This window comes from Streptomyces sp. NPDC002793, from assembly GCF_040295485.1.
In the GTDB taxonomy this organism is placed as follows: domain Bacteria; phylum Actinomycetota; class Actinomycetes; order Streptomycetales; family Streptomycetaceae; genus Streptomyces.
In genome coordinates this window covers 18,011-32,279 of the sequence record NZ_JBEOVL010000064.1, presented here as the reverse complement: position 1 = coordinate 32,279, position 14,269 = coordinate 18,011, and the positions used below count along the sequence as shown (strand labels likewise).

Sequence of the window (14,269 nt, the reverse complement as noted above, 5' to 3'; positions counted from 1 at the left end):
CGCGCGGGGCCGGAGCACCGCGTCGAAGGGATGCGTATGCCTGAGCCGTACGACGTGATCACCATGGGGCGCATCGGGGTGGACATCTACCCCCGACCGGAATACTCCGGTCGGGGGCGACGTCGTGCGGCCCCATCGGAGAAGGGACGGATCCGTGTCCACCAAGTGGAACCTGACGATCGACTGCGCGCACCCGAAGCCACTGGCGGCCTTCTGGGCGGAGGCGCTCGGGTATGTGCAGAAGCCGCCGCCCGCCGGGTCCGGCAGCTGGGAGGAGTGGTTCGCCCACCACGACGTCCCGGAGGAGGAGTGGGACGACGGCGCCTATCTGTCCGACCCGGACGGTGCCGGTCCGAGCCTGTCCTTCCTGAGGGTCCCGGAGCCGAAGGCGGGGAAGAACCGGCTGCACCTCGATGTGCAGGCGGGCGGCGGCCGGGAGACGCCGTGGGAGGTCCGTTGGCCCCGGGTGACCGAGGCGGTGGAGCGGCTGAGGTCCGCCGGCGGCTCGGTGATCCGGGTGCACGAGCTGCAGGGCCGGCCCGACCACGTGGAGATGGCCGACCCGGAGGGACACGAGTTCTGCGTGGTCTGAACAGTGTGAACACGACAGGGCCCGGCCGCGAGCGCGGCCGGGCCCTGTCCCTCCCTGCTCTACGGGAAGGAGATCACCTGTGACGGGATGGTGGTGTCACCGGAGGTGGGGGATCCGGTGTCGTTGATGACGTGTTCGTACTGTCCCTTGCCGCCGAGGGACACGACGATCAGGTCGTGGAACTTGACCCCTGGTTTCACCGGGGCCTGGAAGCCGTGCTGCTGACGGATGGTCGGGTCGACGTTGTAGAAGCAGTAGCTGCCCATGCCCCAGCCCTCATGGGTGGTGACGGAGTCGTCGACCTTGTATCCGGCGTAGCCCTTGATGTCACCGTTCTGGATGGCGGCCTGGTTCGGGGCGTCGTACGCCTTCTCGTTCTGGAAGAAGATCGTCCTGCCGTTCTCGCCGGACCACCGGACGTCGTACTTGTTGAAGTGCTCGACGAACAGGCCCGTCGCCAGCACGTCGTCGCCCTTGACGTGGACGCCGTAGTCGGCCCGGTTGGTCTCCCAGCCGACCCCGTCGCCGTGGTCGGCGCGCCAGACCCACGTGTGGTCGATGATCACGTCGTCGCTGTTGACCACGATGCTGGTGGTCGCCTTGCCGGGGCCGGCCCCGCCGATGCGCACGAACACGTCCTGCAGCGAGGTCGGGTTGGCCGAGTGGTCGCCCGAGGCGCCGTCGGGGCCCACTTCGATGAGCGTCTCGGAGTTCTGCGTGCCCGCGTCGACCAGGAGTCCGGCGAGCTTGACGCCGTCGACGTCGCCGACCTTGATCGCGGTCACCCCGTTGTCCGGGATGATCGTCGCCAGTCCGAGACCGAGGGCGACGGTGTCCGCCCGGTCGATCTTGATCGTCTCGTCGATGTGGTAGACGCCCGGGGTGAACAGCAGGTGCAGCCCCTGCTCCACGGCCGCGTTGATGGTCTGTGCGGTCGCGCCCGGCTTCACCACGTAGAACTGCTCGAGGGGGATGGACTCGCCCTCCGTGCTGCCGTCGGCCCAGGTCGTACCGCGTGCGTCGGTGCGCTTCGCGGGGACGAAGACCTTGTAGTCGTCGCCGTCGAGGTACAGGAAGGGCTTCTCCCGGGAGACCGGGGTGGTGTCCAGGGTGGTGTACGGCGGCTCGGGGAAGCTCTGGGCGGGTGCGCCCTCGACGCCGGAGAAGGTCTTGTTCCAGACGCCGTTGCCCCAGCTGCCGATGGAGCTGTCGCGGGTGTACCACTGCTGCTGGGAGTAGGGGTCGACCTGGCCGTCGATCTTGCTGTCGGCGATGTAGCCGCCGCTGGCCCAGCCGTAGCCGTCGGGAGCGAGGTTGAGTCCGCCCTTGACGTGCATGCGACGGAAGGGGGCGGCCTGGGAGACCGCCCAGCGGTTGGTGCCGCTGACGGGCTTGAGAGCCAGGTTCTCCGCCGAACGCCAGAAGTTCTGGGTGGCGTTGCCGTCGAACCAGCCGGCGTCGACGGTGACGTCACCGTTGAAGGTGGTGTCGTCGGGGTTCAGCCCGAGTCCGGCGATGGAGGTGTAGAAGCCGATCTGGGCGTTGATGTTGTCGTACGTCCCGGGCTTGAACATCAGCGCGTAGCGGTCGCTGCCGAACTGCGCGGACTCCTGCTTCTTGAAGATCTCGTCGACCTTGCCCTGGATGTCAGGGGTCGAGGGGTCGAAGACCAGTACGTTGGGGCCGAGGTCACCCCCGCCGGGGACCGCCTCGGCCTCGTCGCCGAACGCCGCCTGGGCCGTGGGGAAGGCCATGAGCAGCGAGACGGCGAGCGCGGCGAAACCGAGCGGCCTGGAACGGCGGTGCCGACGGGGGGTGGTGGGGGGTGCGGTGTTCGTGGGGGGAACGTGCATGGATGACGTCTCCTGGGTCGTGGTACGGAGGCACGACGGATTCTTGAGAGCGATCAGAGAGCGCTCTCTCTCGGGGGCGATGTAACCCGCCTCGCCCTGGACACGTCAAGAGGTGTGCGTCAGGAGTCTCGGGCGGCGGGGCTGCGGATAACACCTGACGTCAACCATGCGGCCATTGGCCCCGTTTGTGAGCAGATGGCACCGCCGCCGCGTTCACGGGGTGTCGTCAGCCCCCGTGGCGCGCCTTCACCCGTCGTCCGGAACATTTCAGTTGAGCAGCGCCCTGGCGGCCCGGGCTCGATGGCGGATCGTCTCGGCGGCCGTCGGCTCGATACCGTCGACGATCTCCGCGTACTCGTCCATCTCCGCGGCCCCGCGCAGGAACTCCCCGCGCTGCACCAGGAGCTGGGCCCGCTCGTAGCGGAGCCTGGCCGGGTGCGAGGGGAGCAGCAGGGAGAGTTCGAGCGCCCACAGCGCGACGTCCGTACGCTCGGGGCGCGCCGCGGCCCAGGCCCGGATGTTGTTCAGGATCCGCAGTACCGTCTCCAGCGGCCTGGCGGGCACCGGTGTCATCGTCGACGGCGGAGCACCGGTCGCACTCGTCACGATCAGCTCCGCGTCCTCGCCGCTCAGCGGGGCGCCGCCCGCGAAGGGGTCGGCCAGCACCCGCTCGGCGGGGTCGCCGAAACCGACCACGTAGTGGCCGGGGAGCGCCACCCCGAACACGGGGGCGCCGGCCCGCCGTGCGACCTCGATCCAGACCACGGACAGCAGGATGGGCAGTCCTCTGCGCCGTCGCAGCACCTGCTGGAGCACCGACGAGTCGAGCCGCTGGTAGTCCTGGGGCGACCCCGAGAAACCGCAGTGCCCACCGAGCAGTTCGGCGAGGGCGGACGCCCACGCACGGGCGCCACGTGATCCGTAGGGGAGGAGGCCGGCCAGCCGGTCCAGCTCGATCTGCGCCGCGTCGATGCCGTACGGATCGGCGTCCCCGGGCGACGGCGGGGAGGCCTCCGCCCCCAGCAGCAGGCACAGCAGCGCGAGGTCGGGCCGTTCGGCACGCGCCTCCTCGGCGAACCTCTGCCGTCGTCCTGCCGTACCGGGATCCTCAGCGCTCATGTGTGACCCATGTCCCTGCTGCTGTCATCGCTGCGCGTACCGGAAGTGGTGGTAATGGTGGTGGGTGGCGAAGCCCATGCCGTCGTACAGCGCACGGGCACCTTCGTTGTCGGCCTCCACCTGGAGCCAGGCGGCCGAGGCGCCCTCGTCCAGTGCCGTGCGGGCCAGTGCCGTCATCACGGCCGTGGCGAGACCGCGACGGCGGTACTCCGGACTCACCTCGACGGCCATGAAGCCCGCCCAGCGGCCGTCCACCACGCAGCGTCCGATCGCGGCCGGAACCCCTGCCGGATCGTCGCCGGGCACGGAGGCGAACCACACCGAGGGACCGCCGGCCAGCACCTTCAGCACCTCCGGTCCCGGGGTCGCCGAGCGCTGGTAGCGGGCGAGCCACGAGGCGTCCGTCCCCCGTGCCGTCCGCACGGCGGAGATGTCCGCGTCCAGGTCGCCGATCGGTGCCAGGGCCGCGATCCGCACCTCGGCCGTCACCTCGCGCCGCCACCCGTGTTCCTCCAGGCCGGCGCAGAGCCGCTCCTGCGTGCCCTCGGCGCCCGTGGAGGCCTGGACGAGGGCGGGCAGGCCGCGTTCCCCGTACCAGCGCCGTACCCGCTGGAGCGCCTCGCCCAACGGGAGGCCCGGATCGCCGAGCGGCAGCACGGAGTTGGCGCGGCGGGTGAATCCGCCGGCCGCGCGCAGCTGCCAGTCGCCCAGGAGTTCACTCTCCACGGGCGGCCAGGCACGAGCGGTCACCAGCGCGAGTTCCTGGAAGGAGGCGGCGGGCCCACGTCGGCGTGCCGGGGCCGGGGGGACCACCTTGCCCGCCACCAGAGCGGACTCCGCGACGCGGACGCGGTCGCCTCTCTTCGTCGTGACGGACAACATGCCGTCGTCCCACGATGTGAGAACCCCGACCGTGTCGGTGAACTTCGAGCCTTCGCCCGAGGCGCCGACAAGGCACCGTACGGACACCCGTTTTCCCACGTCAGCGGGTGTTATGCGAACTTCGAGCCGTCCGCCGATGGTGAATTCCACAGCTCTCTCTGCCCCTCCTGTGCGGATCGTGCCCCGGAACGGAGATACTAGGGGCGGGCATCGACGACGCCGCGCTCCCGCGCGAGAGCCAACGCCCTACCGAGGAGGAACGACAGCGTGACCTACGTCATCGCGCAGCCTTGTGTCGACGTGAAGGACAAGGCCTGCATCGAAGAGTGCCCCGTCGACTGCATTTACGAGGGCTCACGGTCTTTGTACATCCATCCGGACGAATGCGTCGACTGCGGAGCCTGTGAGCCGGTCTGCCCGGTCGAGGCCATCTTCTACGAGGACGACACCCCGGAGGAGTGGAAGGACTACTACAAGGCGAACGTCGAGTTCTTCGACGACCTCGGCTCGCCGGGTGGCGCCTCCAAGCTGGGTCTCATCGAGCGCGACCACGCGTTCATCGCCGCGTTGCCGCCGCAGAACCAGTAAACGGCCGCACGAGCGCCGCCCGGTCCCGTACGGCTCGTCCCCGTGCGGGACCGAGGTGTTTCCCGGCAGCGACGTCCCCGTACGAGAAAGCAGAGTTCCGTGTCCGCAGCAGTTCCCGTCTCCTCCCGTCTCCCGGTCTTCCCCTGGGACAAGCTCGCGCCGTACAAGGCGACGGCCGCGGCCCATCCGGACGGCATCGTGGACCTCTCGGTCGGCACGCCCGTCGACCCGGTGCCCGAGCTCATCCAGCAGGCGCTGATCGCCGCGGCGGACAGCCCCGGCTATCCGACGGTGTGGGGGACCGAGGCACTGCGTGACGCCCTGACCGGCTGGGCGGAGCGCAGGCTCGGCGCGGCCGGGGTGACGCACGAGAACGTCCTGCCGGTGGTCGGCTCCAAGGAGCTGGTCGCCTGGCTGCCGACCCAGCTGGGTCTCGGCGCGGGTGACAGGGTCGCCTACCCGCGGCTCGCCTACCCGACGTACGAGGTCGGCGCGCGGCTCTGCGGGGCCGAGCCGGTCGTCTACGACGACCCGACGGAGCTGGACCCGGAGGGGCTGAAGCTGCTCTGGCTCAACTCCCCGTCCAACCCGACGGGCCGTGTCCTGCCGCAGGACGAGCTGACCAGGATCGTGGCCTGGGCGCGCGAGCACGGTGTGCTGGTCTTCAGCGACGAGTGCTACCTGGAGCTCGGCTGGGAGGCCGAGCCCGTCTCCGTGCTCCACGCGGACGTCTGCGGCGGTACGTACGAGGGCATCGTCGCCGTCCACTCGCTCTCCAAGCGGTCCAACCTCGCCGGCTACCGCGCGGCCTTCGTCGTGGGCGACGCGGCCGTCCTCGGCGAACTGCTCCAGATTCGCAAGCACGGCGGGATGATGACGCCGGCCCCGGTCCAGGCGGCGACCGTCGCGGCGCTGGGTGACGACGCGCACGTGGCGGAGCAGCGGGCGCGCTACGCCCGGCGGCGCACGGTGCTGAGGGCGGCACTGGAGGCCCACGGCTTCCGGATCGAGCACAGCGAGGCGAGCCTCTACCTCTGGGCCACGCGCGACGAGCCGTGCTGGGAGACCGTGGCGCATCTCGCGGAGCTCGGAGTCCTCGTGGCACCGGGCGACTTCTACGGGCCGGCCGGGGACCGCTTCGTGCGGGTGGCGCTGACGGCCTCGGACGAGCGCGTGGACGCGGCGGTCAAGCGGCTGTCCTAGCGCGTGCCAGACGCCGCCAGGCAGGCGGGACTTCCGACAACACGCCCTGGAGCCGGGGCACACGTGCCGAGGGGCCTCGGGAGTGCGCACTCCCGAGGCCCCTTCGCGTGTCGTGCGCGGTGGGATTCCGGCTGATCAGCCGAGCTGCAGCCCCTTGGTGGGCAGCTTGTCGGTGGACAGGCCCTTGGTGGGGAGGGTGTCCTCGGACAGCTCGCCGTCCGCCACGGTGCCGGCGGTCTCCAGGGTCTTGCCCGCGGCGGGAAGGGTCGTGCCGACCACCTTGCCGCCGGTCTCGTTCGCCACCTCGCCGCCCTGCTTCGCGGCGGAGTCCAGCGTGGTGCTGAGCCCGGCACCGTCGAGCGAGGTGAGGCCGCCGAGCGCAGGGGTCTGCGGGAGCCCCGCGGCGCCCGCGGCACCGGCCGCGCCGACCACGGGGGCCGCGCCTGCGGCGATCAGCAGCGCGGCACGGGCGATCCTGCGGGTCAGGGGGAGGGACATGATGCTCCTTCGACGAAACGTCACGGTTCGTGGCGGATGCGGGATCCGCCTGTCCGGTGATCGGACGCACTGAACAACCGGTCCGGGGGCGGGGAAGGTTGCGGGGCACCGAGGTAAAGACTGGGTAATGCATCGGATAATCCGCAACGGGGGAGCCCGGGTGCGCAGTGCGTCCGCCCTGTACCTGATGAACCGTCACTTCGCCCTCGGAGCAGGGTGATCGACCCGAGGCGCGGGGGCGTGGAAGGGGTGGCGGGGGCCGGTGCGGGTGAACGCGCGGCAGACCCGCACGGATGACAGGTCGTACTACTGCGCGAGCCGCATATGGACCGCGCTGGTGGGTGATTTCCCGCCTTCCGTACGTTCCGTCCGCCATCCCGTGCCGGCGGTCCACACCCGGCCCGCGTACGAGACCTCTTCGATCCGCAGGGTGCCGGCCCGGGCGACCGCCCAGTGGGCGAGCTCCCAGCCGCGCCGGGACGTGGCCTCGTCGTCGGCCCGTACGGGCACCGACACCGTGCCCGCCGCGGAGGCGCCGGCGGACCCGGTGGAGGGCAGGACGTCCTTGCCGAAGGCGCGCACCAGGTCGGACCGCACCTCGGCCGCGTCCCCGGGACCCCCGGCGGCAGCCGCCGGGAGCGAGCAGGTCAGGGAGGCGGGGGCGCGTCCGGTCAGCGCGGCGGCCAGCAGGGCGGCGTCCGGCTCGTGCTTGGCGTACGCCTGCGGGAAGCCGCTCTTCTGCACCCGCTGCGCGGCGACGGTCAGCGGCAGCCGTGAGTAACCCGGGACCTCGGCGAGGTGCTCGTAGAACTTCCCGGACGCGTAGACCGGGTCCATGATCTGCGCGGGCGTCCCCCACCCCTGCGAGGGGCGCTGCTGGAAGAGCCCGAGCGAGTCCCGGTCGCCGTGGTCGATGTTGCGCAGCGAGGACTCCTGCAGCGCGGTCGCCAGCGCGATGGTCACCGCCCGTTCCGGCAGCCCACGCGCGGTGCCCACGGCGGAGATCGTGGCGGCGTTGGCGGCCCGCTCGGGGCTCAGCTCGTACGTACGCCCCTCGCCCCCCTCGGTGGAGCCCACGACGCAGCGGGGCACGCCCTTGTCGCCGGAGAGGTACTGCACGGCCAGATAGCCGGCCAGGGCCACGAGCACGGCGAAGGCGGCCGTGACGCGGAAGAGGCGGCTGCGGCGGGGAGGAGGGCTGGTCCTGGGCACGAGGCCCACCGTACTGGAGGGTAGGACCGGGACCGCGAGAGAAGTCCCTTAGGGTCGTGGCCATGGATGGACACACGCTTGACCTCGCCCTGGACGGTCCGGAGCTCACCGCCCGGCTGGTCGACTTCCCCTCGGTCAGCGGGCAGGAGAAGGACCTCGCCGACGCCATCGAGGCGGCCCTGCGCCCGCTGCCGCACCTGACAGTCGACCGCCACGGCAACAACATCGTGGCCAGGACGAGGCTGGGCCGTGCCGAGCGTGTCGTGCTGGCGGGGCACATCGACACCGTCCCGATCGCGGACAACGTGCCGTCCAGGCTCGACGACGACGGCGTGCTGTGGGGCTGCGGGACCTCCGACATGAAGTCGGGTGTCGCCGTCCAGCTGCGGATCGCGGCGACGGTGCCGGAGCCCAACCGCGACCTGACGTTCATCTTCTACGACAACGAAGAGGTGGCCGCCCACCTCAACGGCCTCGGACACGTGGCCGAGGCGCACCCCGAGTGGCTGGAGGCGGACTTCGCCGTCCTCCTGGAGGGTTCGAACGCCGAGGTCGAGGGGGGCTGCCAGGGCACGCTCCGGGTCCACCTGCGCTTCGAGGGCGAGCGGGCCCACTCCGCGCGCGGCTGGATGGGATCCAACGCGATCCACGCCGCGGCCCCGGCGCTGGCCCGGCTCGCCGCCTACGAACCGCGCCGGCCCGTCATCGACGGTCTGGAGTACCGCGAAGGGCTGAACGCCGTCCGCGTGGAGGGCGGCGTGGCCAACAACGTCATCCCCGACGCCTGCACCGTGGTCGTCAACTACCGGTACGCCCCCGACCTCACGGCGGAGCAGGCCGTGGCGCACGTCCAGGAGGTCTTCGCCGACTGCGGCGTCGCCGAGTTCGTCGTCGACGACCACTCCGGAGCGGCGATGCCCGGCCTCTCGCACCCGGCGGCCAAGGCGTTCATGGACGCGGTCGGCGGCACGGCCCTGCCCAAGTTCGGCTGGACCGACGTGTCCCGCTTCGGCTCCCTCGGCATCCCCGCGGTGAACTACGGCCCCGGGGACCCCCTGTTCGCCCACAAGCGGGACGAGCACGTGCGGATCGACAGGATCACGCACTGCGAGGAGCGTCTCCGCTCCTGGCTCACCAGCTGACTCACCGCATTCCCCCGTACGTAACCTTCGTCGATCTACGCTGAACCGACACACGCACATCGCAGGTCGGCGGAGGGAGCAGGTCATGGGCAACCCGGAGGACGCACGGATCCCCGAGGGCGCGCAGATTCCCGAGGGTGCGGTGAAGCCCGAGGAACAGCGACTGGGGCCGGTCCTGCGCCGCAGGGAGCAGGTCCAGCCGGGCACGACCGATCAGCGGCTGCTGGACACCGAGGGCGACTCCGAGTGGGTCCACACCGACCCCTGGCGGGTCATGCGGATCCAGTCGGAGTTCGTGGAGGGCTTCGGCGCGCTGGCGGAACTGCCCAGTGCCATCAGCGTCTTCGGCTCCGCCCGCACTCCGGCCGGCGGGCCGGACTACGAGGCGGGGGTGCAGATCGGCAGGGCGCTCGTGGAGGCGGGATTCGCCGTCATCACGGGTGGCGGCCCGGGAGCGATGGAGGCCGCGAACAAGGGTGCCCGGGACGCGAAGGGCGTCTCGGTGGGACTCGGCATCGAGCTGCCGTTCGAGTCCGGTCTGAATCCACATGTCGACATCGGCGTCAACTTCCGCTACTTCTTCGTACGGAAGACGATGTTCGTGAAGTATGCCCAGGGCTTCGTCGTCCTGCCGGGGGGCCTGGGCACGCTGGACGAGCTCTTCGAGGCGCTGACTCTGGTGCAGACGGGCAAGGTGACGCGCTTCCCGATCGTGCTGTTCGGCACGGAGTACTGGGGCGGCCTGGTGGACTGGCTGCGGGACACGGTGGTCGCCGGGGGCAAGGCGTCCGAGCGGGACCTGATGTTGTTCCACGTCACGGACGACGTGGACGAGGCGGTCCGGCTGGTGACGAAGGAGGTCGGGCGCTGAGGGCACCCAGGGCGCCACGGGGCCCGAGGCCGTAGGAACGACGGCCCCGCTCCCCCGCCTGCGGTCGGACGGGCCGGACCAGGCCCCCTCCGACGACCGGGGAGCGGGGGACCCTACGCCAGCCCGCGCCGGGCCACCGCGGGTGGCCGGTGGCCCGCGATGGACGCCACCATGTCCAGGACCTGCCGGGTCTCGGCCACCTCGTGCACCCGGTACACCTGTGCCCCCAGCCAGGCCGACACGGCCGTCGTCGCGAGCGTACCGATCACGCGCTCCTTGACCGGCCGGTCGAGCGTCTCCCCGACGAAGTCCTTGTTGGAGAGGGAGACCAGCACCGGCCAGCCCGTGGCCGTCATCTCGTCCAGCCGGCGCGTCGCCTCCAGCGAGTGCCGGGTGTTCTTCCCGAAGTCGTGACCCGGGTCGATCATGATCCCGTCCGGCCTGACCCCGAGCTCCACGGCCCGCTCGGCGAGCCCGAGGGTCACCCGCAGGATGTCGGCCATCACGTCGTCGTACGTGGTCCGGTGCGGCCGTGTGCGGGGCTCCGCGCCGCCCGCGTGCGTGCACACGAGCCCCGCCCCGTACCGTGCGGCCACTTCGGCGAGCTTCGGGTCGACCCCGCCCCACGCGTCGTTCAGCAGGTCCGCCCCGGCCTCGCAGACGGCCTCACCCACGTCGTGCCGCCAGGTGTCCACGCTGATCACGACGTCCGGGTGCCGGCGGCGCACCTCGGCGACGAAGCCGACCGTGCGGCGCGCCTCCTCCTGGGCCGTCACCTCCTCGCCGGGGCCGGCCTTCACCCCGCCGATGTCGATGATCGCGGCGCCTTCCGCGACCGCCTGCTCGACCCGCGAGAGCGCGGGTTCGTCGTGGAACGTCGCTCCCTGGTCGTAGAACGAGTCAGGAGTCCGGTTCACGATCGCCATGATCACCGGCTCGTGCGGCCCGAATTCCCGCCGCCCCAGCCTGAGCGCCCCGCTTCGCATTCCTGGTTCCTCCCTGGTTGGCCCGCCTGCGACCTTACGACCTCCCCCGCGACAGGCCACCCGCTCTCCGTCGCGGGGGAGGCCGTCAGGGTCTCCCGTCCGGATCATGCGGGGGTCGCGGGGCCGGAGTCCGGCCGAAGGCCCTGACTGTCGGTCCCTCATGGCACGATCTGACCTGGACAGGTATTCCGCTCCCGGGGAGATGCACGTGTTCTGGTTCTTGCTGCTCACGATGGCCGTGGTCGTGGCCGCGGTCACCCTGGCGGTGGTCGGTGGAGGCGGAAGCGCGGTGCTGCAGGACGTCGAGCCCGAGCGGCTCACCGACCCGCTGCCCGCGAACCGCCCCGTCGGCCGCGCCGACGTCGAGGCCATGCGGCTTCCCATGGCCGTGCGCGGCTACCGCATGACGGACGTGGACGAGGCCCTCGGCCGGCTGGGCGCCGAGCTCGCCGAGCGGGACGCCCACATCGCCGAGCTGGAGTCGGCGCTCGCCGGGGCCCAGGCGACGGCGGTGACCGGCCCCGACCTCTTCAAGCGGCCCGGCGAAGCGCCCGCCGCCCAGGACGGCCCGCGCGACGAGGAGGGGGAGCGATGAGCGACGCCCAGCCGGCGGCGGACGGGCGTCCGCGCTGCCCGTGGGGCCTGTCCACGGAGGACTACCTCGCCTATCACGACACCGAGTGGGGCCGCCCCGTCCACGGCGACGACGCCCTCTTCGAGAGGCTCTGCCTGGAGGCGTTCCAGTCGGGGCTCTCGTGGCTGACGATCCTGCGCCGCCGTGAGGGCTTCCGCAGCGCGTTCGCCGGATTCAAGATCCCCGCGGTGGCGGAGTTCACCGACGCCGACAAGGAGCGGCTCCTGGCCGACGCCGGGATCATCCGCAACCGCGCGAAGATCGACGCCACGCTCGCCAACGCCAAGGTGCTGGCCGGCTGGGGCGAGGGCGAGCTGGACGCGCTCATCTGGTCCCACGCCCCCGACCCGGCCACGCGGCCGGCCCCTCGTACCCTCGGCGACGTCCCGGCGGTCACCCCGGAGTCCACCGCGCTGGCCAAGGACCTGAAGAAGCGCTCCATCCGCTTCGTCGGCCCCACCACCGCGTACGCCCTGATGCAGGCCTGCGGCCTCGTCGACGACCACCTGGCCGACTGTGTGGCCCGGGGCGGCGGCCGGTAGCCCTACCTGCCGAGATACTTCGGCGGCTGCTTCGCGAGGAAGGCCTCGACCGCGATCGTGTGGTCCTGCGACGCGCCCGCCTTCGTCTGGAGTTCGTCCTCCTTCTCCAGGGTCTCGGAGAGGGTGTGCCCGGCCCCGTACGCCATGGATGCCTTCAGAGCCGCGTAGGCGACCGTCGGACCGTCCGCCAGGGCACGGGCCACCGCGTGTGCCTCCTTCGCCAGGTCGGCCGCGGGAACCACCTTGTTCGCGATGCCCAGTTCATAGGCGTCCTGGGCGGAGATGGAGCGGGGGAAGAACAGCAGGTCGGCGGCGCGGCTCGCGCCGATCAGCCGCGGCAGGGTCCAGGACGCGCCCGAGTCCGCGGTCAGCGCGACTCCGGCGAAGGACGTGTTGAAGGTGGCGGTGTCGGCGACCACGCGGTAGTCGGCGGCGAGCGCGAACCCGAACCCCGCCCCCGCCGCCACCCCGTTGACCCCCGCGACCACGGGCTTCTCCATCTCGGTCAGGGCCCGCACGATGGGGTTGTAGTGCTCGTGCACCGTGCTCAGGGCGTTGCCGCCGTCCGTCTCGCGGGCCTCGGCGAGCTTGGCGACGTGCTCCTTGAGATCCTGCCCGACGCAGAAGGCGCGCCCGGTGGCGGTGAGGAGAACCGCCCGCACGGCGGGGTCGTCCGCGACGGCCCGAAGGGTGTCGCGGAGCGCGACCTTGGCGGCGGTGTTCATGGCGTTCATCGCGTCGGGGCGGTTGATGGTGATCGTCGCGAGCCCGTCGCTCACGTCCGTGAGCACCGTGTCAGCCGTGGTGCCGGCCATGTCGGCCATTGCGGGTCTCCTTACGGGTCCGGCTTCGTGCCTGTCGGGGCAAGCATGGCGGACTTCGGGCGACCCGCACATGTGACCTGCGTCTAACGATTGGACCTCGGCTGAGGGCCGAAGGCGGCGCAGTATCGCAGCCGGATCGCCGAATTGGGTGGTTTTGAGAGAGCGCGTTGCGCAAGCGATGCAGACCGATGTTGGTCATCGGGGTCCCTGATGCGGGATAATGCGGAGGAAGCATTGTGTTCGACGCCGGTGAGGCAGCGCCTGTCATGGGGCCGCCGGCTGCGATGAGCTGGTTTCAGGAAGGGGAACGAGCATGGCGGCCATGAAGCCGCGGACGGGCGACGGCCCGCTCGAGGTGACAAAGGAGGGGCGGGGCATCGTCATGCGCGTTCCGCTCGAAGGCGGCGGTCGGCTTGTCGTCGAGCTGACTCCGGACGAGGCCGATGCACTCGGTGACGCGCTGAAGAAGGTCGTCGGCTGAGGCGGAGGCGCCCACACTTCACCACTGCCCCGGCACGGAATCCGTGCCGGGGCAGTGGTGCGTCAGGGGGCGTACGGTCAGCCGCGCCGCACCGCGCACAGCAGCCCGTCGCCCACCGGCAACAGCGTGGCCATGAGTTCCTGGCTCTCGCGCACGGCCCGCAGCAGTTCGCGCAGGCGCAGGACCTCGGCGGGCTGCGCGGCCGAGTCGATCGTGCGGCCGTCCGCGAAGACGCCCTCGAAACAGACCAGGCCGCCCGGTCGGAGAAGGCGCAACGATTCAGCGAGGCAGTCGAGGCTCTCCAGGCGGTCACCGTCGCAGAAGACCAGGTCGTATCCGCCGTCCGCGAGCCGCGGAAGGACATCGAGGGCGCGCCCCGGGATGAAGCGGGCCCGGTTCGTGGCGAAGCCCGCCGCGCGGAACGCCTCACGGGCGAACTGCTGGCGCTCGGGCTCCGGGTCGACGGTGGTCAGCACCCCGTCCGGGCGCATGCCCTGCAGCAGGTAGATGCCGGACACGCCGGTCCCGGTGCCGATCTCGGCCACCGCTTTGGCGTCCGCGGTGGCAGCGAGCAGACGCAATGCCGCGCCGGTGCCTGATGACACCGGGCGGAGCCCTGTCTCCTCGGCCCGGTCCCGGGCCCAGAGCAGAGCTTCCTCCTCGGCGACAAAGGCGTCGGCGAATGCCCAGCTCGTCTGCCGGTTGGCGGTAATGACGCTCTCCTGTCCCCGTGGTTGGCGCAACGGTGACTGTATCCGCTGGACCCGGGAACCCGCAGATGGGACCGCGCGTTATGAAGGGGCGGGGAGGAACACGTGGCCCGGGCCCTGCGGCCGGGCCCG

General features: G+C 71.3%; 16 protein-coding genes. 8 read left to right on the top strand and 8 right to left on the bottom strand.

The window, feature by feature from the left end; translation table 11 throughout:
• Positions 1 to 154 precede the first annotated feature (154 nt).
• The gene (locus tag ABT001_RS33465; RefSeq protein WP_351285205.1) at positions 155 to 592 is read left to right on the top strand and encodes a VOC family protein; all 438 of its coding nucleotides are present in this window, start codon (positions 155 to 157) and stop codon (positions 590 to 592) included.
• A 59-nt stretch (positions 593 to 651) separates the two neighbouring features.
• On the opposite strand, the gene ABT001_RS33460 is transcribed toward ABT001_RS33465, so the two are convergent.
• The 3 genes from ABT001_RS33460 to ABT001_RS33450 all read right to left on the bottom strand — a co-directional run bounded on the left by ABT001_RS33460 (position 652) and on the right by ABT001_RS33450 (position 4,596).
• Positions 652 to 2,445, bottom strand: a complete 1,794-nt coding sequence (locus tag ABT001_RS33460; protein WP_351285204.1) for a pectate lyase-like domain-containing protein — start codon at positions 2,443 to 2,445, stop codon at positions 652 to 654.
• A gap of 267 nt (positions 2,446 to 2,712) precedes the next feature.
• Positions 2,713 to 3,564: a transglutaminase-like domain-containing protein gene (locus ABT001_RS33455; protein WP_351285203.1), complete on the bottom strand. Its 852-nt coding sequence runs from the start codon at positions 3,562 to 3,564 to the stop codon at positions 2,713 to 2,715.
• A 24-nt stretch (positions 3,565 to 3,588) separates the two neighbouring features.
• Positions 3,589 to 4,596, bottom strand: coding sequence for a GNAT family N-acetyltransferase (locus ABT001_RS33450; protein WP_351285201.1), 1,008 nt, complete (start codon positions 4,594 to 4,596; stop codon positions 3,589 to 3,591).
• Positions 4,597 to 4,713: 117 nt separating this feature from the next.
• Between ABT001_RS33450 and fdxA the strand changes: the two genes are divergently transcribed.
• Positions 4,714 to 5,034: a ferredoxin gene (gene fdxA, locus ABT001_RS33445; RefSeq protein WP_014154250.1), complete on the top strand. Its 321-nt coding sequence runs from the start codon at positions 4,714 to 4,716 to the stop codon at positions 5,032 to 5,034.
• A gap of 99 nt (positions 5,035 to 5,133) precedes the next feature.
• Positions 5,134 to 6,237: a succinyldiaminopimelate transaminase gene (gene dapC / locus ABT001_RS33440; protein ID WP_351285199.1), complete on the top strand. Its 1,104-nt coding sequence runs from the start codon at positions 5,134 to 5,136 to the stop codon at positions 6,235 to 6,237.
• 135 nt (positions 6,238 to 6,372) lie between these two features.
• On the opposite strand, the gene ABT001_RS33435 is transcribed toward dapC, so the two are convergent.
• Both ABT001_RS33435 and ABT001_RS33430 read right to left on the bottom strand, forming a co-directional pair.
• Positions 6,373 to 6,735: an ATP-binding protein gene (locus ABT001_RS33435; RefSeq protein WP_351285198.1), complete on the bottom strand. Its 363-nt coding sequence runs from the start codon at positions 6,733 to 6,735 to the stop codon at positions 6,373 to 6,375.
• Positions 6,736 to 7,041: 306 nt separating this feature from the next.
• A complete protein-coding gene (locus tag ABT001_RS33430; protein WP_351285196.1) occupies positions 7,042 to 7,947 on the bottom strand; it encodes a VldE C-terminal domain-containing protein in 906 nt (301 codons plus the stop codon).
• A gap of 62 nt (positions 7,948 to 8,009) precedes the next feature.
• Here ABT001_RS33430 and dapE point away from each other — a divergent pair, with 62 nt between their 5' ends.
• Both dapE and ABT001_RS33420 read left to right on the top strand, forming a co-directional pair.
• Positions 8,010 to 9,089, top strand: coding sequence for a succinyl-diaminopimelate desuccinylase (dapE, locus tag ABT001_RS33425; RefSeq protein ID WP_351285195.1), 1,080 nt, complete (start codon positions 8,010 to 8,012; stop codon positions 9,087 to 9,089).
• A gap of 85 nt (positions 9,090 to 9,174) precedes the next feature.
• Positions 9,175 to 9,960: an LOG family protein gene (locus ABT001_RS33420; RefSeq protein WP_351285194.1), complete on the top strand. Its 786-nt coding sequence runs from the start codon at positions 9,175 to 9,177 to the stop codon at positions 9,958 to 9,960.
• Between the two features lie 113 nt (positions 9,961 to 10,073).
• On the opposite strand, the gene folP is transcribed toward ABT001_RS33420, so the two are convergent.
• Complete coding sequence (gene folP, locus ABT001_RS33415) at positions 10,074 to 10,946, bottom strand: dihydropteroate synthase (protein ID WP_351285193.1); 873 nt, start codon at positions 10,944 to 10,946, stop codon at positions 10,074 to 10,076.
• A gap of 202 nt (positions 10,947 to 11,148) precedes the next feature.
• On the opposite strand from folP, the gene ABT001_RS33410 reads away from it, so the two are divergent.
• Positions 11,149 to 11,541 carry a DivIVA domain-containing protein gene (locus ABT001_RS33410; RefSeq protein ID WP_351285210.1) on the top strand — a complete coding sequence of 131 codons (393 nt, stop codon included), beginning with the start codon at positions 11,149 to 11,151 and terminating at the stop codon, positions 11,539 to 11,541.
• Positions 11,538 to 12,122 (top strand): DNA-3-methyladenine glycosylase I, encoded by a 585-nt coding sequence (locus ABT001_RS33405; protein ID WP_351285191.1) that lies wholly within the window; start codon positions 11,538 to 11,540, stop codon positions 12,120 to 12,122. Before ABT001_RS33410 ends, ABT001_RS33405 begins: the two co-directional genes overlap by 4 nt.
• A 2-nt stretch (positions 12,123 to 12,124) precedes the next feature.
• Here ABT001_RS33405 and chcB read toward each other — a convergent pair whose 3' ends face one another.
• Positions 12,125 to 12,946 (bottom strand): 2-cyclohexenylcarbonyl CoA isomerase, encoded by an 822-nt coding sequence (chcB, locus tag ABT001_RS33400; RefSeq protein WP_502967568.1) that lies wholly within the window; start codon positions 12,944 to 12,946, stop codon positions 12,125 to 12,127.
• 313 nt (positions 12,947 to 13,259) lie between these two features.
• Here chcB and ABT001_RS33395 point away from each other — a divergent pair, with 313 nt between their 5' ends.
• The gene (locus tag ABT001_RS33395; protein ID WP_003966491.1) at positions 13,260 to 13,427 is read left to right on the top strand and encodes a DUF3117 domain-containing protein; all 168 of its coding nucleotides are present in this window, start codon (positions 13,260 to 13,262) and stop codon (positions 13,425 to 13,427) included.
• 77 nt (positions 13,428 to 13,504) lie between these two features.
• Here ABT001_RS33395 and ABT001_RS33390 read toward each other — a convergent pair whose 3' ends face one another.
• Entirely contained in the window at positions 13,505 to 14,170 is a 666-nt protein-coding gene (locus tag ABT001_RS33390) for an O-methyltransferase (protein WP_351285190.1), read from the bottom strand.
• Positions 14,171 to 14,269: the final 99 nt, after the last annotated feature.